The following is a 26,340-nucleotide window of genomic DNA, read 5'->3' on the forward strand; positions in this document are numbered from 1 at the left end:
GAAGGGTTTTCCTCTTGGTATTGTTGTGATTCACTTCCCTTGGAGGTGAATCACATGGGAAAGTCTCATTCTGTTGATCTTCGTCGACGTGTTGTCTCGATGGTCGCTAGTGGCCAGTCACGGCGCGCCGCTGCCCGTCATTTCGCTATCAGCGACAGCAGTGCGATCAAACTGCTGCAACGCCGCGAGCGGACTGGTCTGATAACACCTGCACGACAAGGAAGGCCGCCGGGGGGAGGAAAGCTGTCGCCCTATCGAGACTTTCTCGTTGCACAGGTCGAAGTCAAACCTGACATCACCATGCCCGAGCTTGCCCGTCGTCTTGAGGATGAACATGGTTTGGTTATTCCACCATCGTCCCTGTCGAGGTTTTTGATAACACAGGGCTTCACATATAAAAAAACAGCTGATGGCGTCGGAACGCGCTCGCGCTGATATCCGAAAAGATCGTGATGTCTGGATTTCGAAACGCCAGCCGAGGATGCGATTTGAACCGCATCGACTTGTTTTCTTGGACGAAACCTCAGTGAACACAAAGATGGTGAGACTGCGTGGGCGGTCTCCGCGTGGCGAGCGTCTCATTGCGGATGCACCGTTTGGTCACTGGGGGACACAGACCTTTATTGCAGGCTTGCGGTGTTTCGGTCTTACCGCGCCCTGGATTATTGACAAGCCGGTGAACCGGGAAATCTTCGACATTTACATCGAGACCCAGCTTGCTCCGACACTCGAACCAGGCAATGTCGTAATCCTGGATAATCTTCGCGTTCACAAGAGCGAAAAAGCCAAAGCCTGCCTCAAGGAAGTTGGTGCGTGGTTGCTGTTCCTGCCAGCTTATTCGCCGGACCTGAACCCCATCGAAATGGCCTTCGCCAAAATCAAGGCCCACCTCAGAGCAGCCACCGCACGCACGTTTGACGCTCTCTCAAATGCCCTCGGATCGATCTGCAACCTCTTCAACAGCCAAGAATGCCGTAACTATTTCAGAGCCGCCGGGTATGGGTTCGATTAAAAGTACGGTGCTCTAGGTGCCAAATCACGAACTGAAATCTCAAATTTACTGCTCGATCTAAAATAGTGTGCCGTGCTATCTCGTTGAAATGCTTGCAGGCAGAGTCTCACGATTAACTGCAAAACGACACTGCGCATGGCCCGGCGGATGCGGCAGTGGCACGAACACCTCCTGGCGGCGTTGTTCCCGCTCGCGCATGTAATCCTTGATGATCGTGTAGCCGCCGGTGAACCCGCACTCGTCACGGAGCCGGTCGAACACCGGCTTGGCCGTATGGCGCTGCTTGCGCGGCACCGTCACATCCTCATCGAGCCACTGATCGACGATTGACACAAACGCATCCAGCTTCGGCCGCCGCACAGGTGACCGGCGCTGATAGCCGGGCGGAACATAATACGACAGCATCTTGGCGACACTGTCGCGCGATATGTTGAAATGCTTTGCAGCCTGACGACGGCTCATTCCTTCCGAAACAGCCAGCCGAACCTTCAGATAAAGTTCCACGGTGTAGATCCCCTGTCCCTCCTGCGTTCAATGCAGCAAGGAAATAGGTGGCCGGATTTTACTCCGCCCGCGGCCGGACTATTCCGCCGCTACCGTGGCAGGTTTTTGCACCGCCGCTCTCAGGTGACCGGTTTAAGGCAGTTGATAGCCGTCGGGCCAGAACTCGGCGATTTTCCGGAACACTCATCATCGTCATATGGTTGCCTGGGATCGGTGTGGCATGAACACACGCCGCAGCTATGATATGTTGCCAACCTAGCATGCGCGAGCTTGCCTCTTGACCATCCATATTTTCTTCAGTTCCTGCACGAAGGTTGATGAGCGGCTCGGTGGCATAAAACTGATGTATTTCGATTGGCAGGGACGGAACTCGATACGATTGCACCACTTGTTGGAACTGGTCGATCCTTTTATACATCAAAGCTTCGCTTTGAATATCGCGAGACGCGTGCAGCGCTCCAAGTTGCTGTCCCTTCTTGAGCAATTGAGCGATTGAATTTTGTTGTGCAAGGTGGTCCTCGAGTTCGAGGACGTCATGGTCCACGACATCAAGGGATTGCAGCACCGCTTCTCCCACCACTTCTAAGGGTCGTACTCTCGATGGATTTGAGGATAGCGCAACATCAATGAAACCCATGAATGATATAGCCTCGTCGAGATATAGTAAGCGCTGGGCAATTGCGTAAGCTAAAATTCCGCCTGAAGAGTATCCAGCAAGGCGATACGGACCTTGCGGCTGGATTTCTTTGATCGCCAGGATTACCTTGGCGGCTATGTGTTCAAGAGTTAGGGGACGAATTTCATCGAAAGGCGGCCATGGCAGAGCATAGACGGGACAGGATGCGTCCATTTCCCTTGCCAAACTAAGGGCATAGGAACAATCTCCTGAACCCGAAGGAACAAAGAAGAGCGGCGGCTGCGATCCCGTAGCACGAATGGAAAGCACTCGAGATGTATTGGGGTGCCGCTGTACATCAATCTTCGACGCGAGTTCGTGCAAGACAGGAGCTTGAAAGAGATCAGCGGCGTCAAACCTGAGGTCAAGTGATAGCGCTCGACTGAGAAGCTGTACTGCCAGCAGCGAGTGGCCGCCGAGTTCGAAGAAGTTGTCGTGGCGGCCGATGCGCTCGAGGCCGAGCAGCTCTTGCCAGATCGCGGCCAGCAGCGTCTCGACCGCGCCCTGCGGTGCCTCATAGACGGTGCGCGCATAGGCATCGTCGTCGGGAACAGGCAGCGCCTTGCGGTCGAGCTTGCCGTTCGGCATCAGCGGCAGTGCGTCCGGCCGCACGAAGGCGGCCGGCACCATGTAGTCCGGCAGCAGGCCACCGAGATGGGTCCGCAACGCTGCGGCAAGCTCCACGCCATCGGCCTCGTGCGACCCGTCCGTCGTCTTCGCAACCACATAGGCGACGAGCCGCTTGTCGCCGGCGCGATCGGCGCGCGCCACCACCACCGCCTCGGCGACTAGCTTGTGCTCCAGCAGCCGGGCGGCGATCTCGCCCGGCTCGATGCGGAAGCCGCGGATCTTCACCTGCTCGTCGTTGCGGCCCAGGAACTCCAGATTGCCGTCCGGCAGATAACGCCCAAGGTCACCGGTCCGGTACATCCGCGCCCCGGGCTCATCACTGAACGGATCGGCCACGAACCGCTCGGCCGTCAGCTCCGGCCGGTTGAGATAGCCGCGCGCCACCCCCGCCCCGCCGATATAGAGCTCGCCCACCGCCCCGAACGGCACAGGCTGACCATAAGCGTCAAGCACATACACCCGCGTGTTCGCGATCGGACGGCCGATCGGGACGTTCGCGGATACAGCTGGCGCTGCCGGAACCTCATAAAACAGACAGCCGACGATCGTTTCGGTGGGGCCGTACTCATTCATCATTCTGGCCGCAGGCTGGACTCTGCGCCACAGCTCGACTGTCGAACCGAACAGCGCTTCACCGCCGATGATAAACAGGCCAACCTCGCTGGCGGTAGAGTCCGCCAGCATCTGTTGCCCAAGCGCGTCCAAATGGCTCGGCGTGATGTCGATGACCCCGCAGTGCGAGCGGATCCTTTCCTTCACCCCCTCGACCTCGTCTCCCTCCCTGACAAGCTGTGCATGGCCACCACACAACAAAGGCACAAAAAGGCTGGTAAGTACGGAATCGAAGGCCAAGGACGAGGAGACTACCGAGGAGGACCTGGGCGCGTAGGCCCCACAGGCCCAGTGCAAATAGTTCACCAATCCCCGATGCTCGACCATGACGCCCTTTGGCGTTCCGGTGGAACCGGAGGTGTAGATGACATAGGCGAGATGGCTGGGGGTCAGACCGAGGGCATGCGGGTCGGGATCCGACGCCGGCAGTTCCGCCCAGGCAGAAGTAGCCGCATCGAGATCGATCGCCTTTAGGTCACCGATCGCCTCGGCGCCGAGGGCTTTGCGGCCGGCCGCATCGCAAAGCAGCAGCCGCGGGGCGGCATCGTCGAGCACCTGCCGCAGACGGCCGGACGGATAGGCTCGGTCGAGCGGCACATAGGCGCCGCCGGCCTTGAGGATCGCCAAGACCCCCACCACCATCGCCGGGCTGCGCTCGACGCAGATCGCCACCGGCTGGTCCGGCTTGCCCCCAAGCGCGATCAGATGATGGGCCAGCCGGTTGGCCTGGGCGTTCAGTTCGCCATAGCAGATCGACTGCTCTTCGAAGACCAGCGCCACCGCGTCGGGCGCCTTTTGCACCTGCGCCTCAAACAGCTCATGGATGCACCGCTCCGACGGATAATCCGCTTCCGTCCGGTTCAGCTCCTCCAGCAGATAGCTGCGCTCGGCGGCCGGCAGGATGTCGAGCTCTCGCACCGGCGTATTCGGCGCCTGCTCCAATGCCTCCGCCAGCTGCTCGAGCGCCCGCTGCATGTAACCGCAGATCCGATCGGGGGAGATCGGCTCGACCGCGTCCGCCGTGAGCCCCAGCTCCTGACCAAAATCGTCCACCGACAGCGTCACGGGATAGTTGGTGCGTTCCTCGCCCCCCAGCCATTCCATGCCGGACAGCCCATCCTCCGCTTCGCAGGCGACCGCCGGCGTGTTGTGACGGTAGTTCAACAGCGCGCTGAACAGCGGCGCCGGCGCGGCAACCCCGCTGCAGCGTTGCGCCAATGCCAGCGAGGCATGCTCGTGTGAAAGCAGTTCGGCCAGTCGGGCGTGGGCGATACGCACACTTTCCTCAACCCCGGTCCCATCGAGGTCGAGCCGCACAGGCAAGGTGTTCATGAACAGGCCCATCGCCCGGTCGGCGCCGGCACCCGCATGCATGCGGCCGAACAGCACCGTGCCGAACACCACCTGCTCACGGCCGCTGCTCAGCGCCACCACCTGCCCCCAGGCCAGATGGCAAAGGCTCGCAAGGCTCACCCCGAGCCGTCGTGCCTGGCTGCGCAGCCGGTCGTGCAGCGCCTGCGGCAGCATCCGCCGTGCCTCGCGGGATCCGATGCCATCACCATAGACCTCGCTCAGACCGAACGGCAGCGTCGGCTCGTCGATGTCGGCCAGCATCTCCCGGAAGAACGCTTCATGCGCTTTGGCATCCATGCCAAGCCGCGCCTGCGCCACCAGGTTGCGGAACGGCTGCGGCGCTGCAAGCTCATGCGCGCGCCCCTGCAGCGCGGCCCGGACCTCGGCATGCATCACTTCGGCCGTCGTATGATCGCCGATCAGATGGTGCTGCAACACCAAAAGCAGCCAGCGCCCGCTGCCCGGTTCGCGCGCGATCACGAACCGCATCAGCGGCGCCCGGCCAAGGTCGATGCGCTGCCGGCGCGGATCGAACCGCCGCCTGAGCTCATCGGCGCCGGAACCATCACAGCCCTCCAGCTCAACCTCGACCACATCCAGCGGTGCAGTGCGCCAGACCACCTGCGCCGGGTTGGACAGCCCTTCCCAGACAAAGGCGGTGCGCAGAATGTCGTGCCGGGCCACGACTTGCTGAACCGCGCCAAGATAGCGCTCAAGCAGGCCACGGTCGGCGAACGCCATCTGCGAGACCAGCAGATAGGGATCGCCCCGGGTTGCCAGCAGATGGTGGAACAGAATGCCGTCCTGCAGCGGCGACAGGCCATAAATGTCCTGGATATTGCCGACGCCACCGGGAACCGTCGCCACGATCCGATCGATCTCCGGCTGGGTCAATTCGGCGAGCGGCAGCATCTGCGGCGTAATCGCCGTACTCTGCTTGGTGATCAGGTTGGCAGGCACCGCCACCTCGTGATGGCTGCCAAGGCTGGCGGCAAGATCGGCCAGCACCGGCCTGGCGAACAGGGTGCGCACCTCCACCCCGAGCGACAGCCGCCGCAGCCGCTCCATCAGCTGCACCGCCAGGAGCGAGTGGCCGCCGAGTTCGAAGAAGTGGTCGTGGCGTCCGACGCGCTCGACACCGAGAAGCTCGGCCCAGATCGCGGCCAGCGCCGTCTCGATCCCGCCTTGCGGCGCCTCATAGGCCGCCCGCGCATAGGCGTCGTCCTCCGGCGCCGGCAGTCCCTTGCGGTCGAGCTTGCCGTTCGCCGTCAAGGGCAGCGCCGCAAGCCGCACGAACGCCGACGGCACCATGTAGTCCGGCAGCAGGCCACTGAGATGGGCCCGCAACGACGCAGCAAGCCCGGCGCCATCGGCTTCGTCCGACCCGTCCGTCGTCTTCGCAACCACATAGGCGACGAGCCGCTTGTCGCCGGTGCGATCCTCGCGCGCCACCACCGCGGCATCGCCGACAAGCTCATGCTCGCAAAGCCGGGCGGCGATCTCGCCCGGCTCGATGCGGAAGCCGCGGATCTTCACCTGCTCGTCGTTGCGGCCCAGGAACTCCAGATTGCCGTCCGGCAGGTAGCGCGCCAGGTCGCCGGTCCGGTACATCCGGGCATCCGCCTTGCCGCTGAACGGATCGGCCAGGAACCGCTCCGCCGTCAGCTCCGGACGGTTGAGGTAGCCGCGCGCCACCCCCGCTCCGCCAATATAGAGCTCGCCAACCGCCCCAAACGGGACGGGCTGACGATGGTCGTCAAGCACATAAAGCCGCGTGTTCGATATCGGACGCCCGATCGGCACATTCATCGATGCGGAAAGGTCTGCGGGGATGTCATGGAAAGCACAACCGACAACCGCTTCCGTCGGGCCATACTCGTTGACCATTCTGGCAGCCGGCTGGATCTGACGCCAGCGCTCGACCGTCGAAGACGATAATGCCTCGCCGCCAATGACGAACAGCTCCACTTGACTGGCATCTCCAGTCGACTGCAGTTGCTGCCCCAGAACATCCAGATGACTGGGAGTGATTTTGACCAGCCTGCGGCCTAAGACTAGCTCTACCTTAAGGTCCTCGGTTTCCTTTCCCTCGGATATGAGATGTTCATACCCACCACAGATTAGAGGCGCAAACAGACTGGTAATGGTAGCATCGAAGGCGAGCGAAGAGGAGACGACGGAGGAGGATATGGGCGTGTAAGCCTCGCGGGCCCAGGACAGATAATTGACCAGTCCGCGATGCTCGACCATGACGCCCTTTGGCGTTCCGGTGGAACCGGAGGTATAGATCACGTAGGCGAGATGGCTGGGGGTGAGGCTGAGGGCATGCGGGTCGGGATCGTCTGCGGGCTGGTCGGCCCAGGGATGCTCGCCGTTCGAGAGATCGACCACGCTCAGGCTTGCGATCGCCTCGGCGCCGAGCGCTTTGCGGCCGACCGCATCGCAAAGCAGCAGCCGCGGCGCGGCATCGGCGAGCACCTGGTTGAGCCGCGGGCTCGGATAGGCCGGGTCGAGCGGCAGATAGGCGCCGCCGGCCTTGAGGATCGCCAGCAGCCCCACCACCATCGCCGGGCTGCGCTCGACGCAGATCGCAATGCGCTCGTCCGGCTTGACGCCGAGCCCGATCAGATGATGGGCCAGCCGGTTGGCGCGCTGATTGAGCTCGCCATAGCTCAGACGCTCGTCCTCGTGGACCACCGCCACCGCGTCGGGCGCCTTTTGCACCTGCGCCTCGAACAGCGCGTGGATGCACAGATCCGACGGATAGTCGGCGTCCGTCCGGTTCAGCTCCTCCAGCAGGTAGCTGCGCTCCTCGGCCGGCAGGATGTCGATCTGGCCGACCGGCTGCTCGGCATCGGCCATCACACCTGACACCAAGTTTTGCAGATGCTGCGTCATACGATCGATCTGCTCCGGCGCCAATCGTTTGGCGTCAAAATGCCAGCGGAAGCTCCCATCCAGAGCGCAAACCTCAAACGTCAGCAAATCACCGCAAGGAACGGTCTCTGAACCGGGGCTCGAAGGCAGATCAGCAGCAGAATAGCTGTTTGTGGTAATCGTCAGGCCGATCGGCCAGGGCCATTGCGACCGCAACGCCTCCGTCCCCTTGAGGGACGGGCAGCGTCCGACAAGATCGCGCGCAAAGCTCGCGTGCTCGGTCAACCGAGCGAATTCCGCCGCCACCACTTTGCGCAGGTCTTCAAAACCATGTGCAAGATCAATGGCAACCTCCATCGGCACGACAGAAGCGATCAGCGCCTCCAGCGCGTTCCAACCAGCTTGCGTTCCGTTTGGCGCCGGCCTCCACCCCAGTTGCAGCTCCGATTCGCCAGTAACGCGGGCCAGATAGATCAAACACGCAATTGCCAGGTGCTCCGCCCGGTCAATGGCGGACAGCGCAGCCAAAGCATCTGGAATGGACCACACACTTGTCTGCCATCTGGGGGGTGTCTCCGTTTCCGACGCGGACAGGAAAGGAGGCACCACTGTTTTAAACTGCTCGAGCCGCTGTCGCCAAAAATCCTCTGAAGGCGCTATCTCCTCATGTGCAGCCGTCAGGCTGTGCGCCTGGTCATCGCTCAAAACCGGAAGGCGATCGCCTACGTCCAGATCGACCTGCATTGCCAGCGCTCGCGCGTCCAGAGCCTGACCGTCCAGGCTGCCAAAGCATACATCGACATCCTCACTCCCCGTCGCCACGCGCCAGTGGCTGGGCTGGATCTCGAGCAGGCAACCGGCCGGAAGGCCCGAGCGTCGCGCTAACGTCTCAAGGCGCCTCACCGGGATAAAACTATCCCCTGCGAGAACCTTGGGCAGACACAATGGATTGGGATGATACGGCCCAAAGTCCAAGGCACGCGTCATCGCCGACAAGTCTTGCGCGGATCGATGCCATCGTAGACAGCCGGCCGCATCCGGGCGCCGATGTCTCGGAAAATAGCTTCTGTCTTCCAATGCCTGCGGACGGGTACTGAGCTCGCCCGCCGCCAAGCCGGTTAAAAGCGCGCGGAAACCCTCGACGGCCGCTTCGTAACATTTGAGGTTCAAGCTCAGCGCCGTGTCGGCCGGCGTCACCAACACCTGGCGCTGAATCGCCACCTCACCAGTATCAACACCGTCATCGATCCGATGCCAGGTGATCGCATGTTCGCTCTCTTGTGCCAGCAGCGCCCAGGACGTCGCATGCGTCCCCGCATATCGCGTTCCGTCGTGATAGTTGAAAGCGCCTTGACGGGCTCGTCCGAACACATCGGCCGGCAATAGGAACGGATTGGCTACGGAAAAAATCCACTCCACCGGCTCGGTGGCAAGCAACGTCGAGAGCCCTTCGACACTGGCTACAACCGAGATGTTGGCGCGAGCCGCCCAATCGGCGAATATCGTGTCGGCAGATAGCACCGCGCGAACGGCGTGGCCCATCTCGATTGCGAGCTGAGTGCACCTGACAGCGAGCGTACCACTGCCAATGAACACGCTCGAGCATCTTGAAGGTGCTGCAGGGCGCTGCCCATCTGGTTCAAAAAGGCATAAGTGTCCCGGCGAAGAGCAACGCGTCATCTCTACCCCTTTGGGCAACCGCGCCGAGATACCAATCGGATCGGCGGTGGGGCAGTTCGGTGACCTCATCTGAGTGTTCGGTGGGCGTGATCGTGGAACAATTCTCGTCTGTCTATGCACGTTTGCCGATGACCACGCATGCACCGTGCCAACAGAGAAAATCCGTTCTAAACAATAGGATGATCCCAACAGTGTCATGTCACATGTTCGACACGTGTCGGATCGACAACGGGCTTGTCGCAAATTTTCTTGTTTAACGGCATGTTGACGGTCGGCGGGGAAATTCCCGCTCCCTATGTGGTGGAGCGTATTGATGATTCTGAATGCCATTGCTGAGAAACTGAAGCGACAATCGAAGGATGACTTCAAAGGGCGGCATTTCGAGGCATGGCTCATCGTCCAAGCCGTGACTTGGTATCTGAGGTATCCACTGAGCTACCGGGACTTGGAAGAAATGTTCCGAGAGCGTGGCTTCGAGGTCGACCACAGTACCATCAATCGCTGGGTCCTTGCCTACGCGCCGCTGATCGAGAAGCGGCTCCGTCAGTTCCGCCGACCCCATTGTGGCTCAGTGCGGATCGATGAGACCTACGTCAAGATCCGCGGAAAGTGGCGTTATCTGTACCGCGCCATCGACAAGCATGGAAACCCGGTCGACTTCTTGCCGACCGCAAAGCGCGACCTCGATGCCGCGAAGCGATTCTTCCGTAAAATGTTGAAGGATGAGCCTTTGATGTCGCCAGAGAAGATCGGCACAGACGGCGCCAACACCTTCCCGTCAACGATTAAGACAGCCGTTGATGATGGGCTATTGCATCCGAATCCGGTCCACTATGTCACCAAGCACCTCCAACAAGGCATCGAGTGCGACCACTTCCGGGTGAAGAAGAACATGCCAAAAATCGGCGGCTTCCAATCCTTCAATACGCCACGCCGAACGATTGCTGGTTTCGAAGCGATGCTCTGGCTAAGGAAGGGTTTCGGCTTCACCGGCGATTGGACCGTCAACGATCAGAACGATCTGATCGGGTGCCTTTTCGGACTTCAAAAGCTTAACAAAGCGTGAAAATGTTGCCGATTAAGCGGTAGTTTCGATCTACGGGAAGGTTTGCGACAAGCCCTTCGAGGGAGCCCATTATCGCACCGACATCGGCAAGGTGTAATAGGCATTACAAGCAGGACCGGACGTTGCAGTCTGCTACTTCGACGGCATGACCCGCCGATTAGGCAATGTGTTTCCTCTTTACGGCAAAGAGTCAACATTTTCGGCTTCGTTTGCAAGGATTCGGCCGTCGTGAGATTTGTTGCGAATGACGACGAAGCATCGGATCGTGAAAGCCGCGCGGACGGCACTAGTCTAAGTCTAGGTCTTTCCAGGAATGAACTGGCGGAGGTTGCCGGCATGGTCGCCTCCGACTGGACGATGCAGCGGCTGGCAGACTTGCTCGAAGCTCCCGTCGATCGCCCGGTTATCCTCGAAACCACCGCCCTCGGTGCTGCCTGGCTTGCCGGGAGCAGGGCAGGTGTGTGGCCCGACCGCAAGACCTTCTCCGCCACGTGGAAACGCGACCGGCGCTTCGAGCCGGACATGGATGAGAAGACGCGGGCCGCCAAGGTCAAGGGATGGCGCAATGCTGTGAAGCGGACGCTGAGCGAACTTTAGCGTTTGTTTTGGCGCAGGCTATCGCCCGCTTCAAGCGGCAATCGCTTGCCGCTTGCGCCTTGCGGGGGGAACGTAGAGCCAGCCGGCGCCGCTGCGATCGGCAACTGCCTTGATGGCGAGCGACAGGCCGATCGCGACGATCACGACAAGAGGCGCGGTCACATAGCCGCTTGCCGCGTGCGCCTTCACCAGCGTTGCGATCGCCGCCACCAGCAGCGAAACAATCATGACGTGCGTCACATAGACCGGAAGCGTGTTACGCCCGAAATAGGCGAAAGCGTGCCGAACTGGCTGCAGCCGCGACATCAGTACGGCGGTTCCGCAAAGCCACGCCAGACCGGCGATGGAAGAGAGCAGCGCCCAACTGCCTTTCTCGATGGCCTGTAGCCGCCAGCGCAACAGATAGAGTGCCGCAAACAGCAGGAAGCCGCCGAATGCCATCAGAAGCGGGCGCTGCGTGATCGTGCCGACCACGGATTTTCCGTACCAGCAACCGAAGAGGAAGAAGACAAAATACTGCAGCACATTGCGATGGGTAAAGAGATCGATCTGCAGATGCTCGCCGAAAGTTAGAATCGAGACCATGGCGGCGATCGCGATCGTCGTCGCATGATGGGCGGAAGAAAGAAGCTTCGTGGCGACCATGAAGATCGCCAGTGCCCAGATGAACCAGATGCCTGTATTGGGCGCCCACCACATCTCGATCAGCTGGTAGGGATTGCTGCCTTCGGCCGGTACCAGGGCATTGGTCTGGATATAGCGGAAGAACAGCCAGCGCGCGGTGCTCCAGACGGCGAAGAGATAGATGAGCAGCCAGATCTTCCGGCGCAGGAAGTCGCGCCAGGGCGCCCGTACGGCCGATGCCGCAAGAAAGCCGGAGACGGTGAAAAACAGCGGCATCCGGATCGGCGTCATGATGCCGCTGATGCGGGCATAAAGGTCCGGTGCAATCTCGTGGAAGTCGTGGTAGAGGAGCGTGTGGTAGATGACCACGAGGATGATCGACATTCCCTTGGCGATGTCGAGCCAATCGATGCGGGTCTTTTCCTGCCTCATGGTTCCCTCTCTTAACCGTGCACTGCAGCAGGAAACAAATAGACGAAATGCGTCAAAAACGTGGGCATATCGCCAATCTCTTCAGGGGATGGAATGCAGCAGGGCCACTTGCTAATTCTGTACTGATAGGTACAATTCGTTCTAATCAGTACAGGAGTGAATCATGAGGGCCCTCGTCCCGCAAAAGCATCGACGTAGATGTTGGTGTCCGTGCCGAGATGCTCCACGTGACTGACGGCACCTCGGATAGGGCCGTCAGTCACACTGATGTCAGAATGGTCTGATCCCGACAAAGCTCGCGTCGCTCACGCCAACCTTACCGGGAAAGAGGTTCATCTGCGGAGAGCCGATGAAGTGGGCGACGAACGTGTTCGCGGGGCGCAGGTAGAGTTCCATGGGCGAACCGATCTGCTCGATCGTTCCCTTGTTCATGACCACGATCTTGTCGGCTAGTGTCATAGCCTCGATCTGGTCGTGCGTCACATAGATCATGGTCTTGCGATTGCAGCCATCCGGCAGACGCGCTGCAGACAGCGGCAAACCATCTTTGGCAGGCCGGCACGTGAGTCGCCGGAGAGATAATTTCATTCGATGGAGATTGATATGAAAAGACATCTACTTGCCGCTTCAGTGTTTGCCCTGCTGGCGACGCCCGCTCTCGCAGAGGAATGCGCGCCGATCACCAAGCCTTTGGTGGAGCAGCTGTTTGATCGCTGGAACACCTCGCTGGCGACGCTGGAGCCCGAAAAGGTCGTCGAAAACTATGCTTCCGACGCCGTCCTCCTGCCAACCCTGTCGAACAAGCCGCGACTGACCCAAGAGGAGCGCCGGGACTACTTCGTGAGCTTCCTGAAGAACCATCCGCACGGCGAGATCGAGAGCCGCACGATCAAGCTCGGCTGCAACGAAGCGCTCGACACAGGCATCTACACCTTCACCTTGAAGGACGGCAGCAAGGTTCCGGCGCGCTACACCTTCACTTATGAGTTCAAGGGCGGCAAGTGGCTGATCTCGTCGCATCACTCGTCCGCTATGCCTGAAAAGCACGCGGGTTAAGCCACTTCAACGGGAGCGCCGGGCCTTTCCGGCGGCTCCCCAATTTCTTTGCGCAGAAGTGGCAACGTCTTCGCGTTTAGGTCAAAGCGGTCAGAGAAAATAAGCATCGGCCGCGACTTGACCATCCAAAAATGAGACCCCATGTGGGGTATAACCCGCTTGGTCCGGGCCCTCTGGCGAGAGCTTTGGCACTCTTGCGATGTCGGACCGTTTTTCCGACAACCAGTGCCGGCAGGGGATTGTCTTTGGATCTCTCTTTTTTGTTCGTCGAGTGGCTGGGAACGCCGGTCTGGATGTGGTCGAGCTTTTTTGTCCTCGTCATCGCCATTTTGTCATTCGACCTCGGTATTCTCGATAAGCAGAACAAGGAGATCGGCGTCCGGGAAAGCGTGAAGCTTTCCACCCGATATATCGTGTTGGGTATCGCGTTTGGCGGCTGGGTGTGGTGGCATCTGGGCTCCGAAGCAGGGCTTTCCTATATGACGGGCTTCATCGTGGAAAAAACGCTGGCGCTGGATAATGTCTTCGTCATCGCCCTGATCTTCTCCTTTTTCGCGGTCCCGCGCATCTACCAGCACCGGGTGCTTTTCTGGGGCATTCTTGGTGTCATCGTGCTGCGCGCGATCATGATCGGCGTCGGCGCGACGCTGGTCGCCGGTCGCCTGGATTCTCTATCTCTTCGCCGCCTTCCTGATAGTAACCGGCATCAAGATGCTCGTCATCAAGGAGTCTGAGCCCGACGTCGCCAAGAACGGGCTCGTCCGCTTCATGCGCAACAGCTTCAACGTAACCGACGAGCATCACGGCGAACGCTTCTTCGTGCGGCAGGCGCATCCGAAGACCGGAAAGCTGGCCTTGTTCATCACGCCGCTCTTCATGGCGCTGGTGATGATCGAGGTGGCGGATGTCATCTTCGCCGTGGATTCGGTGCCTGCGATTTTCGCGATGACCACCGATCCCTTCATCGACTACACCTCCAACATCTTCGCCATCCTCGGCCTTCGCGCCCTCTATTTCGCGCTCGCGGCGATGATCCATCGCTTCCAGTATCTGAAGCCCGCGCTCGCCGTCGTCCTTCGTCGGTTCTAAGATCTTTGCCGCCGATCTTTTAGGGCTGGAAAGGTTTCCGGCTGCGCTTTCGCTTGGCATCACCTTCGCGATCATTGCTGCCGGGGTGATCTGGAGCCACCTCAAGACCCGCGATCGGCAGTCCGCGTAGCCGCAACCCATTGGGCAGAACTGCGTTAGCACCAGAACACAAAGGAAACAGATATGATTTCCGGATATTGTCGGTTGGCTTTTTGCCTTCGTCATCTTCGATCCGCTCCAGGCGCAGATACAGGAGCAGGTCGAGGGCGCGAAGCTGCCCGTGGAGATCGGGGCCCGCTGCTGATCGAGCGGGCCGGCGACTACGGCTGGACGGCAGGCGCCATCGTTAATGCCGCTATCGGGCGCACCGCGCTGGCCGATCTCCTGGATAGCCGGGACCCGCAATGCGCAGCCCTCGTCCGCGTCCTAAACGGAAACAGCGGCGAGCGCGTGTAACGACAGATTCGGCCGAAACGGATTGCACGACATGTCTGAACCAGACGAGACCATGGAGCCGTCGCGGGGTGTGGCAACCGCGCGGCTCAGAGAGATGCTGGAGCTTGCCCGGAAAAAAGGCGGCCTCTCCATCGGTGAGGCTCTGGAGGTCATGGGGTCGACGGGTATCGCCTTCACGGTGCTGTTTCTGGCGATCCCGGCCCTAACTCCTATCCCGGCCCGTTCGGGATGGTGTTCGGCACGGCCCTTGCTTTGATCTCGCTGCAGATCATCTTCGGCTCCCGAAACCTCTGGCTACCGGCCATAGTCAGAAACCGTCAGTTTCGCCGGCAACGCTCGATCTTATCATACGGCATTAGCTTCCGATGATTGCCAGAGTGGAGAAGGTCATGCGGACCGACCGGCTCAGGATACACAGGCCCCGCCGTGCAGACCCTGCTCGGCATACCGGTCTTCCTATGCCACGATCGAGCGCCGAGTGAGAAAGCGTCACGATTTCTTCAGCGGCTGCGAACATGACGCTGTGCTCCCCGACGATGCCGCCGCCCCGCAAAACCGAAAAGCCGATTTCTCCGGTAGGGCGTTCGCCTGTGATGCCGTCACGGCCCCGCTGCTCGACGGACGCGAGCGAAACGCGCCGGCCGTGTGCAGCGGCTTCGCCTAGCATCAATGTGGTGCCGGAAGGTGCGTAGATCTTCCTCCTATGATGAGCTTCCAGAACTTCTATGTCCCAATTCTCGGCCGGGAACGTGCGCGACTTGGGCGACAAGCCCGACCAGCATATTCACGCCGATTGAGAAATTGCCGGAGCGCACGATTGGAACCTCGCGCGCAGCCTCGCCGATGCGGGCGACGTCCTCCGGCTCGAACACTGTTGCCCCGATCACCAAGGCTGACCCGCCCTTGTCCGCGCATAACCCGGCCAACTCTGCGGCGGCGCTCCGTCGAAAAATCTAAAATCACGTCCGCCGCCTTAATCGCTGCTGCACGATCGATCAACCCGTCGCCTATGCCGCCGCTGCGCCCGACGCTGCCGACATGCATGAAAGCTCGGTCGGTGGCGAGAATCGAGATGACAGCACGGGCCCAGATGACCCCGAGCGCCAGCAACGGCAATTTTGATGGGTGACGTCAAATCATCTCCTTGTCGCGAAAATCCCAATTAAAACGACGCTTCTGCGCCATAGATTTGCAACGTCGCAGAGCGAAGACTTTTGCAACACTTCAGCCCGGCCGCAATGGCTCGATCCAGAAAAGCACCGAGGGACAGCCTTCGAGCGCCAAGGGTAATTTACCTTGGCAAAAAGGGTGGTTTCGGCCAAAAGGCAAGTTATCATGGCCAATGACAGGACGGCTACATCTTCAAAACGAGCCGCGACAAGCAATAAAGCGGACTATGCCGCTATTCAGCAACCCGGACTTGAGGAGGGATCATGAGCCGCCACACCATCACATTGCAGAGCAACGTGCGCAGCGACGAAACCGCGATTATCGGTTTCGCCGGTCCGATGCGGACCTTCTTTCGGACCCGATTTCCCGACCTGAAACCGACGAACTGGAAATCTGGCTTGGCACCGGCCTTGAGGAATTTCCGAGCCTGCAAAGCCTCATCGAGGCCGCGCGGGCGCAGGGCTATGAAATCACCAGGCTTGACCGGGCTGCTATCATGGCGCTGGTCAAGGAATCCGGTCAGGAAAGCCGACCATTTGGGAACGGTTCGGGTTTATCAGCTAAGGCTCTCCTTGACAGGGTGTGATTTATAACTTACATGTAGCCATGATAGAGCTGAAGCAAACCGCCACCTTTCAGAAGTGGCACCGCAAATTGAAGGACGGCAAGGCCAAAGCGGCGATCGCTATGCGCCTTCACCGTCTGGAAATGGGAAATCCCGGCGATGTCGCCCCCGTTGGCGAGGGCATCAGCGAACTACGCATTCACTACGGCCCCGGCTATCGCGTCTATTTCCAGCAGCGGGGCAATGTCATCGTCGTCCTTTTGTGCGGCGGGGACAAGAGAACACAAGGAACCGATATCCAGACGGCAAAGCAACTGGCCGCTGAGTGGAGTGAAGATGATGGCTGAAAAGATCATGGATTTCGACGTTGCCGATATGCTCGATTCCGACGAGGCAATCGAGGCGTTCCTGACGGAAGCCATGGAGACCGGCGACGCAAAGTTTATCGCCTCCGCCCTTGGCGTCGTTGCCCGCGCGAAGGGCATGAGCAAGATTGCCCGCGAAACCGGCCTTGCTCGCGAACACCTCTATAAGTCGCTCAGCGAGGATGGAAATCCGACGCTCGGAACGACGCTGGCCGTTATGAAGGCCTTGGGCTTCCAGCTCGCCACAAAGCATCATGTCGCGGCCTGATTATCTGTTCGGTCGGGTAGTTGGCTAAACAAGATTTTCGCGCCACGGTCCAAGCCGTGGTGGCGCGTTCGCATCGAGGGCGCCAAGATTTCCGTTATCGAGCCGAACGGCACGGAGGCGAGCCTTGACCTGGCCGAGCTTCGCGCGGTCGAGATTGTCACCACTGATGACGGACCTTGGACCGATGATTGCTGGTGGCTGCTGTTCGGCGCTGATCCCGCTGCGCCTTTGATCTAATTGAGACTGCGGAAAATAGCTTTCGGGTGTCGTTTCGCCCCTACCGGAACTGGGCGCACGAGGGGCAAACGTGCGACTGCTTACCTTTGGTAGTTCAATTTCTTGTCAATGTGACGCGCTCCTAATGCCGATTCTGTCGCCAACGATCACTGCAAGCGGCTGGCGCCGACGCGGTTGGTTCCTTTTTCGTACTTCTGTATCTGCTGGAATGAAATTCCAAGGGCAGCGCCAAGCGCCGACTGGCTCATCCCGACGGCCCGTCGTTGCAATCGAATCCTTGCGCCGACCTTGATGTCGATCGCGTCCGGTTTGCGCTTTCTTCTTCCATGAATTGTCCCTTCCTATCTACCGGATTCGACATCTTCGACACATTCAAGGCGGCGAAAAACGACGTGGTGACGCTGCGACAAGATATTTTGCGTCAACACGAAGTCGACTGGGTGCCTATGCCGATAGAGAAGATTGTCATCGCTCCCATGAACAGGCAAAATTTGCTTACCCTCTTCAAGATGGGGTTTGAAGCCGTTGTCACCGATCACGAAGTGATAGTGATCATCGAATAAGCTCAGCCATTACGAGGGGGAGCCCCCTTCGGCCTCCCTAAGCCCGCAACCGGCTAGCGGCGCGGCCCCTTCCCGTCGCCGTCAGAAATGACGCCGACAGAAATCATCGATCTCATTTTGATAATGAATGAGAGGACACGCCAATGATCATCATGGCGACTTGCGGAATTGTGATTGTGTTCATGGGACTTCCTTGCGTTGAGCCGACAAAGGCGACGGCACATTCATAGTCGCCTGAAGCTATGCAAGGCACAAAGTCGGCTCCCGCCGCGCCAACGAAGAATGACCGATTCAATCCCGCTCCTCAGTTCACCTGAGTGCGCACGGCATCCCGACGGTCTTCTTCCGTTGAGCTATCCTCACTCAGAATTCAAGCGATCTTGCATGTCCTTTCCGGCCTTAAAGAAAGGCACCCATTTTTCCTCGACGAAGACGGCCTGGCCATTCATCGGGTTTCGCCCCGATCGCGACGGCCGATGCCGGACGGAAAAAATCCCGAAGCCGCGAAGCTCGACCCTGCCGCCTTGCTCTAGAGTCGCGGTAATTTCTTCAAGCACCGTATCAACGATCCGCTCCACGTCGCTGTGATACAGGTGAGGATTTCGCGACGCGATAATATGGACAAGTTCAGATCTGATCATTTTCTGCCTTTGCCATCAGTAAAAGGTGTGTCGTTGCAATTTCGGTGAAATCGACTTGGCCTCATTACAGCCGGGCGTTAACATCGTTTTGTAGCCTGGAGAGACGGTGTGTCCGGAGCACGTACTTTAAGTTGGAGGCGGTTTCATCATTCGCTTAATGTAGCAGGACTTCTTAGGAGCTCTATGGTGCGCCAACGTATTTGGTTCCGCCCGTGGAGCGTAGCGCTGACGACTCGGAGCGGAGGGCGGTTACTCGTTCCAAAAACCGTAATTCAAGCTCGACAGTTTTGACCAATAGTCGCTCTTTGTTTCTGCAGTCAGGCAAAAGACGGTATTTTCTTCAATGTCTCGGCCGCTTCTTCGGCCGACAGCTTCGATGTGAAAGGCGCACGATCGGACCCGTAGAAGATCTGGTTGCCGTTCACTGCCGCGTCGAGCAGCACGCCAATCTCGGAGGCTCGCTGAGTGCGTTGGGCGTTGAGAAAATTGCCATCATAGACAATCTCCAAATTGCCCAGACCGGGCACCACGCATTCCGCTAGCGCCGACAACACCGGAAGGTTTGTTGTCCCTTCGGGCAGTCTCTCGTCGTCGCTTGATGTCGCGGAGGCGAAAAACGTCAGCTTCTTTGTGCCTGGAGCCTGGAGTACGTCAATCAATGCGGACAGATTGCCGTTGGTACTGGAATTTTCAAATCGCAGCGTCGTCATATTGGGATCCTTCCAAAGGTTGGGCCACTCGCCCTTAGGCTAAAAATGGTGAACCGGCCATGGCCGGTTCTCGTCTGGACAGAGCATCCGAAAAGCGGATGCACATTTCAAGCTATAACATTTCCGCTCTTACGATAGAGCGCCGGTCGCGCCAATGGGCAAGCGCGCAAGCGCTGTCGCTCGTCAACAAAAACGGCTTTCTGCGCCAAGTCGCCGAACCTTCCGTTTTTCCTTCCTCCCGACCCATGACCCGTCCTGCCCTCTAACGAAAGCGGGCTTGCTCCCAAGGCAAAGCGCCTGACATCGCCGATTTCGATCACGAAGGTGACCGCGGTCATGAATGCAACACCGCGCATTGCCTGGTAGGCGGCCACGGCTACGCATGAGGGCAAACTCAGGTGATCCCTGCTTCAGGGCAATTAACCTTTTTCGCCTGATTGATCGTTAGGAGACCACGTGGCTTTATGCAGAGGCTCGCTGCGATGACCGGCGAAATTACATATCCAGTGACCGGATCCCGTATCGGGATGGTATCGCGGAGTTGTTGATGGGAAACGATCGGAGCCGGCCAGCCATTGTCCTTCTCCGACCTCTCGGCGCGACGTCAACTTGAGAGAAGTCTTTCGAGATTCGAGAAACTGCCCGAATAGCCGCGTTGTTTGATATCGTGGAAAAGATGACGCCCGCAGCGATTGCCATCTTTCCAGCACTGGCTGAGAAAGACCTCGAAATATAGGGGCGACGTCGGTCTCGGCGCCGCCCTGCGTTGGTCGGGTGATTCTCGAAAGTTAGCCATTTCGCGATGCTGCACCGCCGGTAGCCAGTGCGCCCGTGCGGTCTCCAAGCAGGAGAGACCTTCCTTGCTTAACGCTTGCACCTTATCGAACACCATCTGCGGTGACTGTCGATGAGCGCGGCGTATCTTACGCCGAAGCTAAGGAGAACGCAAGTTGATAGGAGGTAAGAGTTGGGCGGGTTAAGGGCGATCGTCACCTCTCCTCGGCGGGTGTTGTCGGCGAACTGTTCAAGGCTCTCGATAACATGCGTGCCAGAACTTGGCGGTTTTCTGGGTTGCTCATCATCGTTTCGTGATTGCCTGGAACTGAAACTGCATGAATGGCCGCCGGACCCAAAATTCGGTCCCAGCCACGCATGAGTGATTTTGCCTCTGGGCCGATCGAGCTCTTGCCCTGCACACGACGACTGGGGAAAGGATCAGCTGCATAAAACTGATGTATCTCAATTGGTAGGGCTGGAACTCGATACGATCGCAGTGCCCTGTGAAATTGAGCGACTCTTTCAGACATCAGAACGTCATTGCGGATGTCACGATCCGGAGGTATCGCCCCGATTTGCTGCGCCTTTTCAAACAACTGAGCAACTGAACTTTGTCCAGCAAATTTCTCCAACACTTCGAACCGCTCATCATCTAAAGACTCGAGAGGCTCGAAGATCATCTCTAATGCTAATTGGGCATCCGACCTGCTCGATGGATTTGCAGGTAACGTGACATCGATGAACGCCATAAATGAGACAGCTTCCCCGCGACTTAGCAAGTGTTTGGCTAGCGCATAAGCCAAGATTGCCCCTGAGGAGTAACCAGCGAAGCGATACGGGCCCTGCGGCTGAATCTCTCTAATTGCGAGGATTACCTCCGCGGCGATCGCATCGAGAGTTGGTTGACAAACTTCATTGAAAGACGGCCATGGCAGAGCATAGATAGGGCAGTCTACGTCCATTTCTTTTGCCAAAGTGAGGACATACGAATAATCTCCGTAACCTGTCGGAACAAAGAAGAGTGGCGGTTGAGATCCCGTCGCCCGAACGGGCAGCACTCCAGCAGTATGACGTTGCGGGTCCAACTCAACCCTCGATGCAAGTTGCTCCAGAACAGGAGCTTGGAAGAGATCGGCGGCATTAAACTTCATTCCAAGATTTAGCGCTCGGCTGAGCAACCGCACCGCCAGGAGCGAGTGGCCGCCGAGTTCGAAGAAGTGGTCGTGGCGTCCGACGCGCTCGACACCGAGAAGCTCGGCCCAGATCGCGGCCAGCGCCGTCTCGATCCCGCCTTGCGGCGCCTCATAGGCCGCCCGCGCATAGGCGTCGTCCTCCGGCGCAGGCAGCCCCTTGCGGTCGAGCTTGCCGTTCGCCGTCAAGGGCAGCGCCGCAAGCCGCACGAATGCCGACGGCACCATGTAGTCCGGCAGCCGCCCGCCCAGATGCGCCCGCAAGGCGCCGGCCAGCCCGCCTCCATCCTCGTCGTCCGATCCGGCCTCGGGTCCACACACGACATAGGCGACAAGGTGCTTGTCGCCGGTGGTATCCTCGCGTGCCACCACCACCGCCTCGCGCACCCGGTCGTGCTCGCAAAGCCGCGCGGCGATCTCTCCTGGCTCGATACGGAAGCCGCGGATCTTCACCTGGTCGTCGTTGCGGCCGAGGAACTCCAGATTGCCGTCCGGCAGATAGCGCGCCAGGTCGCCGGTCCGGTACATCCGCGCCCCTGCCTCATCGCTGAACGGATCGGCCAGGAACCGCTCCGCCGTCAGCTCGGGGCGGTTCAGGTAGCCACGCGCAACGCCCGCCCCGCCAATGTAAAGCTCCCCCACCGCCCCGAACGGCACGGGCGCACCATGACCGTCCAGCAGATACACCCGCGTGTTGGCAATCGGGCGGCCGATCGGGATCGAGGCCATGTCCTCGACAGATTGGGCGATCTCGAATGTGGCACATCCGACTGTTGCTTCTGTCGGTCCAAATTGATTGATCAGACGCACGCTCGGAAAACGCTCTTGCCAAAACTGCATGTCTGCCGGAATTAAGGCCTCGCCCCCGACCATGAGTGCTCTTGTCGGAGCCGGTCCTTTGTAGGCTTCAAGCCGCTTGTTCAGCATGCCTAGATGCGAAGGCGTCAGCTTGACCAGATCATAGGTTTGATCCTCCTCGACAGCGGCAAGCGCATCTATTTGGGCAATTGGGTTGACAAGACGAAGCCTGGCGCCTGCCAGCAGAGGCCCGAACAAGGTCGTAATGCCGGCATCGAAGCTGAACGACAGCAGCATCAGCGAGCCGTTGCCGGCTCCTTCGTAATGGCGGCGATCTGACCAATGCAAATAGTTTACCAGGCTCCGATGCTCGACCATGACGCCTTTTGGGGTTCCGGTGGAGCCTGAGGTGTAGATGACATAGGCGAGATGGCGCGAGGTCAGGCCAAGGGCGTTCGGGTCCGGGTTCGAGGCCGGCAGTTCGGCCCAGGCCGGGGTCGCCGTCTCCAGATCGACCACCGTCAGATCGACAAGCGCCTCCGGGCCGAGCGCGGCGCGGCCGGCGGCATCGCAAAGCAGCAGCCGCGGTGCGGCATCGTCAAGCACCTGCCGCAGCCGCGCGCACGGATAGGCCGGGTCGAGCGGCAGATAGGCGCCGCCCGCCTTGAGGATCGCCAGCAGCCCCACCACCATCGACGGGCTGCGCTCAAGGCAGATGGCCACACGGTCGTCCGGCTTGACACCAAGCCCGATCAGGTGATGGGCAAGACGGTTGGCCCGCGCGTTGAGCTCGCCATAGCTCAGGCGCTCGTCCTCATGGACCACCGCCACCGCCTCCGGCGCCTTTTGCTCCTGCGCCTCGAACAGCTCGTGGATGCACCGCTCCGACGGATAGGTCGCCGCCGTCCGGTTCAGATCCTCCAGCAGATAGGTGCGTTCGTCGGCCGGCAGGATGTCGAGCTCGCGCACCGGCCTATTGGGGGCATGCTCCAGCGCCTCCGCCAAATGCTCGAGCACCTGCTGCATGTAGCCGCAGACCCGATCCGCAGACACGGGCTCCACCACCTGCGCCGTCAGGCCGAGCGCCTCGCCAAAATCCTCCACCGACAGGGTCAGCGGATAGTTGGTGCGTTCCTCCCCGCCCAGCCATTCCACGCCGGACAGCCCATCCTCCGCTTCGCAGGCGACCGCCGGCGTGTTGTGACGGTAGTTCAACAGCGCGCTGAACAGCGGCGCCGGCGCCGCAACCCCGCTGCAGCGTTGCGCCAGCGCCAGCGAGGCATGCTCGTGCGCCAGCAGCTCGGAAAGCCGCGCATGGGTGGTCCGCACGCTCTCCTCGACCCCCGTCCCGTCCAGATCCAGACGCAATGGCAGGGTGTTCATGAACAGGCCCATCGCCCGGTCGGCGCCAGCACCGCCATGCATGCGGCCAAACAGCACCGTGCCGAACACCACCTGCTCACGGCCGCTTGCACGCGCCACCACATGCCCCCAGGCCAGATGGCAAAGGCTCGCAAGGCTCACCCCGAGCCGTCGTGCCTGGCTGCGCAGCCGGTCGTGCAGCGCCTGCGGCAACATCCGCCGCGCCTCGTGAGACCCGATGCCATCACCATAGACCTCGCTCAGCCCAAACGGCGTCGTCGGCGCGTCGATGTCAGCCAACTGTTCCTGGAAGAACTCTTCATGCGCCTTGGCATCAACCCCCAGCCGCGCCTGCGCCACCAGATTGCGGAATGGCTGCGGTGCTGCCGGCTCATGTGCGCGCCCGTCCAGCACGGCTCGCACCTCGGCATGCATCACTTCCAGCGTCGTGTGATCCCCGATCAGATGGTGCTGCAGCTCCAACAGCAGCCAGCGCCCGCTGCCGGGCTCGCGCGCGATCACAAACCGCAACAGCGGCGCCCGGCCAAGGTCGATGCGCTGCCGGCGTGGATCAAACCGGCGCCGGAGCTCATCGGCGCCGGAACCGTCACAGTCATTCAGCTCGACCTCGCTCACCTGCAGCGGCGCTTTACGCCACACCACCTGGGCCGGGCTCGACAGCCCCTCCCAGACAAAGGCGGTGCGCAGGATGTCGTGCCGATCCACCACCTGCTGAACCGCAGCAAGATAGCGGTCAAGCAGGCCACGCTCGGCAAACGCCATCTGCGAGACCAGCAAATATGGATCGCCCCGGCTGGCCAGCAGATGATGGAACAGGATGCCGTCCTGCAGCGGCGACAGGCCATAAATGTCCTGGATGTTGCCGACGCCGCCGGGAACCGTGGCGACGATCCGGTCGATCTCCGGCTGGGCCAATTCGGCGAGCGGCAGCATCTGCGGCGTAATCGCCGTACTCTGCTCGGTGATCAGGTTGGCAGGCACCGCCACCTCGTGATGGCTGCCAAGGCTGGCGGCAAGATCGGCCAGCACCGGCCTGGCGAACAGGGTGCGCACCTCCACCCCGAGCGACAGCCGCCGCAGCCGCTCCATCAGCTGCACCGCCAGGAGCGAGTGGCCGCCGAGTTCGAAGAAGTGGTCGTGGCGTCCGACCGCTCGACACCGAGAAGCTCGGCCCAGATCGCGGCCAGCGCCGTCTCGATCCCGCCTGCGGCGCCTCATAGCGCGCGCGCATAGGCGTCGTCCTCCGGCGCCGGCAGTCCCTTGCGGTCGAGCTTGCCGTTCGCCGTCAAGGGCAGCGCCGAGCCGCACGAACGCCGACGGCACCATGTAGTCCGGCAGCCGCCCGCCCAGATGCGCCCGCAAGGCGCCGGCCAGCCCGCCTCCATCTCGTCGTCCGATCCGGCCTCGGGTCCACACACGACATAGGCGACAAGGTGCTTGTCGCCGGTGGTATCCTGGCGTGCACCACCACCGCCTCGCGCACCCGGCGTGCTCGCAAAGCCGTGCGGCGATCTCTCGGCTCGACGGAAGCCGCGGATCTTCACCTGGTCGTCGTTGCGGCCGAGGAACTCCAGATTGCCGTCCGGCAGATAGCGCGCCAGGTCGCCGGTCCGGTACATCCGCGCCCCTGCCTCATCGCTGAACGGATCGGCCAGGAACCGCTCCGCCGTCAGCTCGGGGCGGTTCAGGTAGCCACGCGCAACGCCCGCCCCGCCAATGTAAAGCTCCCCCACCGCCCCGAACGGCACGGGCGCACCATGACCGTCCAGCAGATACACCCGCGTGTTGGCAATCGGGCGGCCGATCGTCTCAACGACAGCCTCTCCCCTCGGCATGCAAATCCAGGTCGAGTACGTCGTCGTTTCCGAAGGAGCGTACAGATTACAGATCTTCTCTGCGCCACTGCACTCGAAGACCCTCTCGATCAGATCTGCCTTCAGCCGCTCACCGCATGAATTGATGACGCGTGTCGAAGCCGGCACGGCTTGCTTGTCGACCAGAGCGGCGATCGCCGAGGGGACCGTGTTGATCAAGGAGACATCCAAGGACGTCTGCGCCAGCGCCAGCGCATCCTCGACAAGATAAAGTGTGCCTCCTTGCGACAGCGGCACGAAGCACTCATAGACGGACAGATCAAAACTGATCGAGGTAGAAAACAGCGTGCGGCTGATCTCTGACTCCGCAAACACGTCGCTGCTCCAATGCAGCAGGTTCACGGTGCCCCGATGCTCGACCATGACGCCCTTTGGGGTCCCGGTGGAGCCTGAGGTGTAGATGACATAGGCGAGATGGCGTGAGGTCAGGCCAAGGGCGCTCGGGTCCGGGTTCGAGGCCGGCAGTTCGGCCCAGGCCGGGGGCGCCGTCTCCAGATCGACCACCGTCAGATCGGCCGTCGCCTCCGGGCCGAGTGCTGCGCGGCCGGCCGCATCGCAAAGCAGCAGGTGCGGTGCGGCATCCTCGAGCACCTGCCGCAGCCGCGCCGACGGATAGGCGGGATCCAGCGGAACATAGGCGCCGCCCGCCTTGAGGATCGCCAAAAGACCCACCACCATCGCCGGGCTGCGCTCCAGGCAGATGGCCACACGGTCGTCCGGCTTGACACCAAGCCCGATCAGGTGATGGGCAAGACGGTTGGCCCGCGCGTTGAGCTCGCCATAGCTCAGGCGCTCGTCCTCATGGACCACCGCCACCGCCTCCGGCGCCTTTTGCTCCTGCGCCTCGAACAGCTCGTGGATGCACCGCTCCGACGGATAGGTCGCCGCCGTCCGGTTCAGATCCTCCAGCAGATAGGTGCGTTCGTCGGCCGGCAGGATGTCGAGCTCGCGCACCGGCCTATTGGGGGCATGCTCCAGCGCCTCCGCCAAATGCTCGAGCACCTGCTGCATGTAGCCGCAGACCCGATCCGCAGACACGGGCTCCACCACCTGCGCCGTCAGGCCGAGCGCCTCGCCAAAATCCTCCACCGACAGGGTCAGCGGATAGTTGGTGCGTTCCTCCCGCCCAGCCATT

Annotated in this window: 15 protein-coding genes and 7 pseudogenes; 11 read left to right on the forward strand and 11 right to left on the reverse strand. The window is 60.5% G+C overall.

What is annotated here, in order from left to right; translation table 11 throughout:
- Window positions 1–54: 54 nt before the first annotated feature.
- Window positions 55–1,012, forward strand: a protein-coding gene (locus ISN39_RS35590; protein ID WP_194732561.1) for an IS630 family transposase whose coding sequence is annotated in 2 segments (ribosomal slippage) — window positions 55–405 and window positions 407–1,012 — 957 coding nt in all. Because the reading frame shifts where the segments join, the coding sequence is not laid out codon by codon here.
- Window positions 1,013–1,141: 129 nt separating this feature from the next.
- Here ISN39_RS35590 and ISN39_RS35595 read toward each other — a convergent pair.
- A pseudogene (locus tag ISN39_RS35595) lies at window positions 1,142–1,474 on the reverse strand (IS21 family transposase); the annotation flags it as partial.
- Between the two features lie 100 nt (window positions 1,475–1,574).
- Window positions 1,575–9,260, reverse strand: a complete 7,686-nt coding sequence (locus ISN39_RS35600; RefSeq protein ID WP_194732562.1) for a non-ribosomal peptide synthetase — start codon at window positions 9,258–9,260, stop codon at window positions 1,575–1,577.
- A 397-nt stretch (window positions 9,261–9,657) separates the two neighbouring features.
- Between ISN39_RS35600 and ISN39_RS35605 the strand changes: the two genes are divergently transcribed.
- On the forward strand, window positions 9,658–10,410 hold the full coding sequence (locus ISN39_RS35605; protein WP_194732230.1) for an IS6 family transposase: 753 nt from the start codon (window positions 9,658–9,660) through the stop codon (window positions 10,408–10,410).
- Window positions 10,411–10,743: 333 nt separating this feature from the next.
- Window positions 10,744–11,007 (forward strand): annotated as a pseudogene (locus tag ISN39_RS35610) (glycerol kinase); the annotation flags it as partial.
- A gap of 30 nt (window positions 11,008–11,037) precedes the next feature.
- Here the strand turns inward: ISN39_RS35610 and ISN39_RS35615 are convergent.
- A complete protein-coding gene (locus ISN39_RS35615; RefSeq protein WP_194732563.1) occupies window positions 11,038–12,063 on the reverse strand; it encodes an acyltransferase family protein in 1,026 nt (341 codons plus the stop codon).
- Between the two features lie 185 nt (window positions 12,064–12,248).
- Window positions 12,249–12,558, reverse strand: a pseudogene (locus ISN39_RS37815) (sugar ABC transporter ATP-binding protein); the annotation flags it as partial.
- Between the two features lie 108 nt (window positions 12,559–12,666).
- Here ISN39_RS37815 and ISN39_RS35625 point away from each other — a divergent pair.
- The 4 genes and pseudogenes from ISN39_RS35625 (at window position 12,667) to ISN39_RS37825 (ending at window position 15,033) form a co-directional block, all read left to right on the forward strand.
- Window positions 12,667–13,119, forward strand: coding sequence for an SgcJ/EcaC family oxidoreductase (locus ISN39_RS35625; protein WP_194732565.1), 453 nt, complete (start codon window positions 12,667–12,669; stop codon window positions 13,117–13,119).
- 245 nt (window positions 13,120–13,364) lie between these two features.
- Window positions 13,365–14,338, forward strand: a pseudogene (locus ISN39_RS35630) (TerC family protein).
- Between the two features lie 357 nt (window positions 14,339–14,695).
- Window positions 14,696–14,920, forward strand: coding sequence for an exopolysaccharide biosynthesis protein (locus tag ISN39_RS37820; RefSeq protein ID WP_281438361.1), 225 nt, complete (start codon window positions 14,696–14,698; stop codon window positions 14,918–14,920).
- Window positions 14,893–15,033 (forward strand): exopolysaccharide biosynthesis protein, encoded by a 141-nt coding sequence (locus ISN39_RS37825; RefSeq protein ID WP_281438362.1) that lies wholly within the window; start codon window positions 14,893–14,895, stop codon window positions 15,031–15,033. Before ISN39_RS37820 ends, ISN39_RS37825 begins: the two co-directional genes overlap by 28 nt.
- An 88-nt stretch (window positions 15,034–15,121) precedes the next feature.
- On the opposite strand, the pseudogene dapB reads toward ISN39_RS37825, so the two are convergent.
- Window positions 15,122–15,799: pseudogene (dapB, locus tag ISN39_RS35640) on the reverse strand (4-hydroxy-tetrahydrodipicolinate reductase); the annotation flags it as partial.
- A gap of 261 nt (window positions 15,800–16,060) precedes the next feature.
- Between dapB and ISN39_RS35645 the strand changes: the two are divergent.
- From ISN39_RS35645 to ISN39_RS35655, 3 genes are read left to right on the forward strand one after another with little or no spacing between them, the layout of a single operon-like run.
- The gene (locus ISN39_RS35645) at window positions 16,061–16,420 is read left to right on the forward strand and encodes a hypothetical protein (RefSeq protein ID WP_194732566.1); all 360 of its coding nucleotides are present in this window, start codon (window positions 16,061–16,063) and stop codon (window positions 16,418–16,420) included.
- A 20-nt stretch (window positions 16,421–16,440) separates the two neighbouring features.
- The gene (locus ISN39_RS35650) at window positions 16,441–16,746 is read left to right on the forward strand and encodes a type II toxin-antitoxin system RelE/ParE family toxin (RefSeq protein WP_194732567.1); all 306 of its coding nucleotides are present in this window, start codon (window positions 16,441–16,443) and stop codon (window positions 16,744–16,746) included.
- A complete protein-coding gene (locus ISN39_RS35655; protein ID WP_194732646.1) occupies window positions 16,739–17,032 on the forward strand; it encodes an addiction module antidote protein in 294 nt (97 codons plus the stop codon). Before ISN39_RS35650 ends, ISN39_RS35655 begins: the two co-directional genes overlap by 8 nt.
- A 386-nt stretch (window positions 17,033–17,418) precedes the next feature.
- Here the strand turns inward: ISN39_RS35655 and ISN39_RS35660 are convergent.
- Window positions 17,419–17,601 (reverse strand): annotated as a pseudogene (locus ISN39_RS35660) (helix-turn-helix transcriptional regulator); the annotation flags it as partial.
- Between ISN39_RS35660 and ISN39_RS35665 the strand changes: the two are divergent.
- Entirely contained in the window at window positions 17,533–17,832 is a 300-nt protein-coding gene (locus tag ISN39_RS35665; RefSeq protein WP_194732568.1) for a hypothetical protein, read from the forward strand. The pseudogene ISN39_RS35660 and the gene ISN39_RS35665 sit on opposite strands and share 69 nt — an antisense overlap.
- A 359-nt stretch (window positions 17,833–18,191) precedes the next feature.
- Here ISN39_RS35665 and ISN39_RS35670 read toward each other — a convergent pair whose 3' ends face one another.
- The 5 genes and pseudogenes from ISN39_RS35670 to ISN39_RS35685 all read right to left on the reverse strand — a co-directional run bounded on the left by ISN39_RS35670 (window position 18,192) and on the right by ISN39_RS35685 (window position 26,339).
- Window positions 18,192–18,473 carry an integration host factor subunit beta gene (locus tag ISN39_RS35670; protein WP_194732569.1) on the reverse strand — a complete coding sequence of 94 codons (282 nt, stop codon included), beginning with the start codon at window positions 18,471–18,473 and terminating at the stop codon, window positions 18,192–18,194.
- A 317-nt stretch (window positions 18,474–18,790) separates the two neighbouring features.
- Window positions 18,791–19,183, reverse strand: a complete 393-nt coding sequence (locus tag ISN39_RS35675) for a hypothetical protein (RefSeq protein ID WP_194732570.1) — start codon at window positions 19,181–19,183, stop codon at window positions 18,791–18,793.
- Window positions 19,184–19,582: 399 nt separating this feature from the next.
- A pseudogene (locus ISN39_RS37540) lies at window positions 19,583–20,114 on the reverse strand (ISL3 family transposase); the annotation flags it as partial.
- Window positions 20,115–20,172: 58 nt separating this feature from the next.
- A complete protein-coding gene (locus ISN39_RS35680) occupies window positions 20,173–24,549 on the reverse strand; it encodes a non-ribosomal peptide synthetase (RefSeq protein WP_194732571.1) in 4,377 nt (1,458 codons plus the stop codon).
- Window positions 24,546–26,339, reverse strand: coding sequence for an amino acid adenylation domain-containing protein (locus ISN39_RS35685; protein ID WP_194732572.1), 1,794 nt, complete (start codon window positions 26,337–26,339; stop codon window positions 24,546–24,548). Before ISN39_RS35685 ends, ISN39_RS35680 begins: the two co-directional genes overlap by 4 nt.
- Window position 26,340: the final 1 nt, after the last annotated feature.

Origin of the sequence: Rhizobium sp. 007 (assembly GCF_015353075.1) — a bacterium.
Lineage (GTDB): Bacteria > Pseudomonadota > Alphaproteobacteria > Rhizobiales > Rhizobiaceae > Rhizobium.

What these genes read in the sequence shown, in the direction of transcription:
- ISN39_RS35685 (WP_194732572.1), bottom strand. Translation starts at nt 26,339, where the DNA reads ATGGCTGGGCGGGAGGAACGCACCAACTATCCGCTGACCCTGTCGGTG.
- ISN39_RS37825 (WP_281438362.1), top strand. Translation starts at nt 14,893, where the DNA reads ATGGTGTTCGGCACGGCCCTTGCTTTGATCTCGCTGCAGATCATCTTC.
- ISN39_RS35670 (WP_194732569.1), bottom strand. Translation starts at nt 18,473, where the DNA reads ATGATCAGATCTGAACTTGTCCATATTATCGCGTCGCGAAATCCTCAC.
- ISN39_RS35680 (WP_194732571.1), bottom strand. Translation starts at nt 24,549, where the DNA reads ATGAGGCGCCGCAGGCGGGATCGAGACGGCGCTGGCCGCGATCTGGGC.
- ISN39_RS35645 (WP_194732566.1), top strand. Translation starts at nt 16,061, where the DNA reads ATGCCGCTATTCAGCAACCCGGACTTGAGGAGGGATCATGAGCCGCCA.
- ISN39_RS37820 (WP_281438361.1), top strand. Translation starts at nt 14,696, where the DNA reads ATGTCTGAACCAGACGAGACCATGGAGCCGTCGCGGGGTGTGGCAACC.
- ISN39_RS35615 (WP_194732563.1), bottom strand. Translation starts at nt 12,063, where the DNA reads ATGAGGCAGGAAAAGACCCGCATCGATTGGCTCGACATCGCCAAGGGA.
- ISN39_RS35675 (WP_194732570.1), bottom strand. Translation starts at nt 19,183, where the DNA reads ATGACGACGCTGCGATTTGAAAATTCCAGTACCAACGGCAATCTGTCC.
- ISN39_RS35655 (WP_194732646.1), top strand. Translation starts at nt 16,739, where the DNA reads ATGGCTGAAAAGATCATGGATTTCGACGTTGCCGATATGCTCGATTCC.
- ISN39_RS35625 (WP_194732565.1), top strand. Translation starts at nt 12,667, where the DNA reads ATGAAAAGACATCTACTTGCCGCTTCAGTGTTTGCCCTGCTGGCGACG.
- ISN39_RS35605 (WP_194732230.1), top strand. Translation starts at nt 9,658, where the DNA reads ATGATTCTGAATGCCATTGCTGAGAAACTGAAGCGACAATCGAAGGAT.
- ISN39_RS35650 (WP_194732567.1), top strand. Translation starts at nt 16,441, where the DNA reads ATGATAGAGCTGAAGCAAACCGCCACCTTTCAGAAGTGGCACCGCAAA.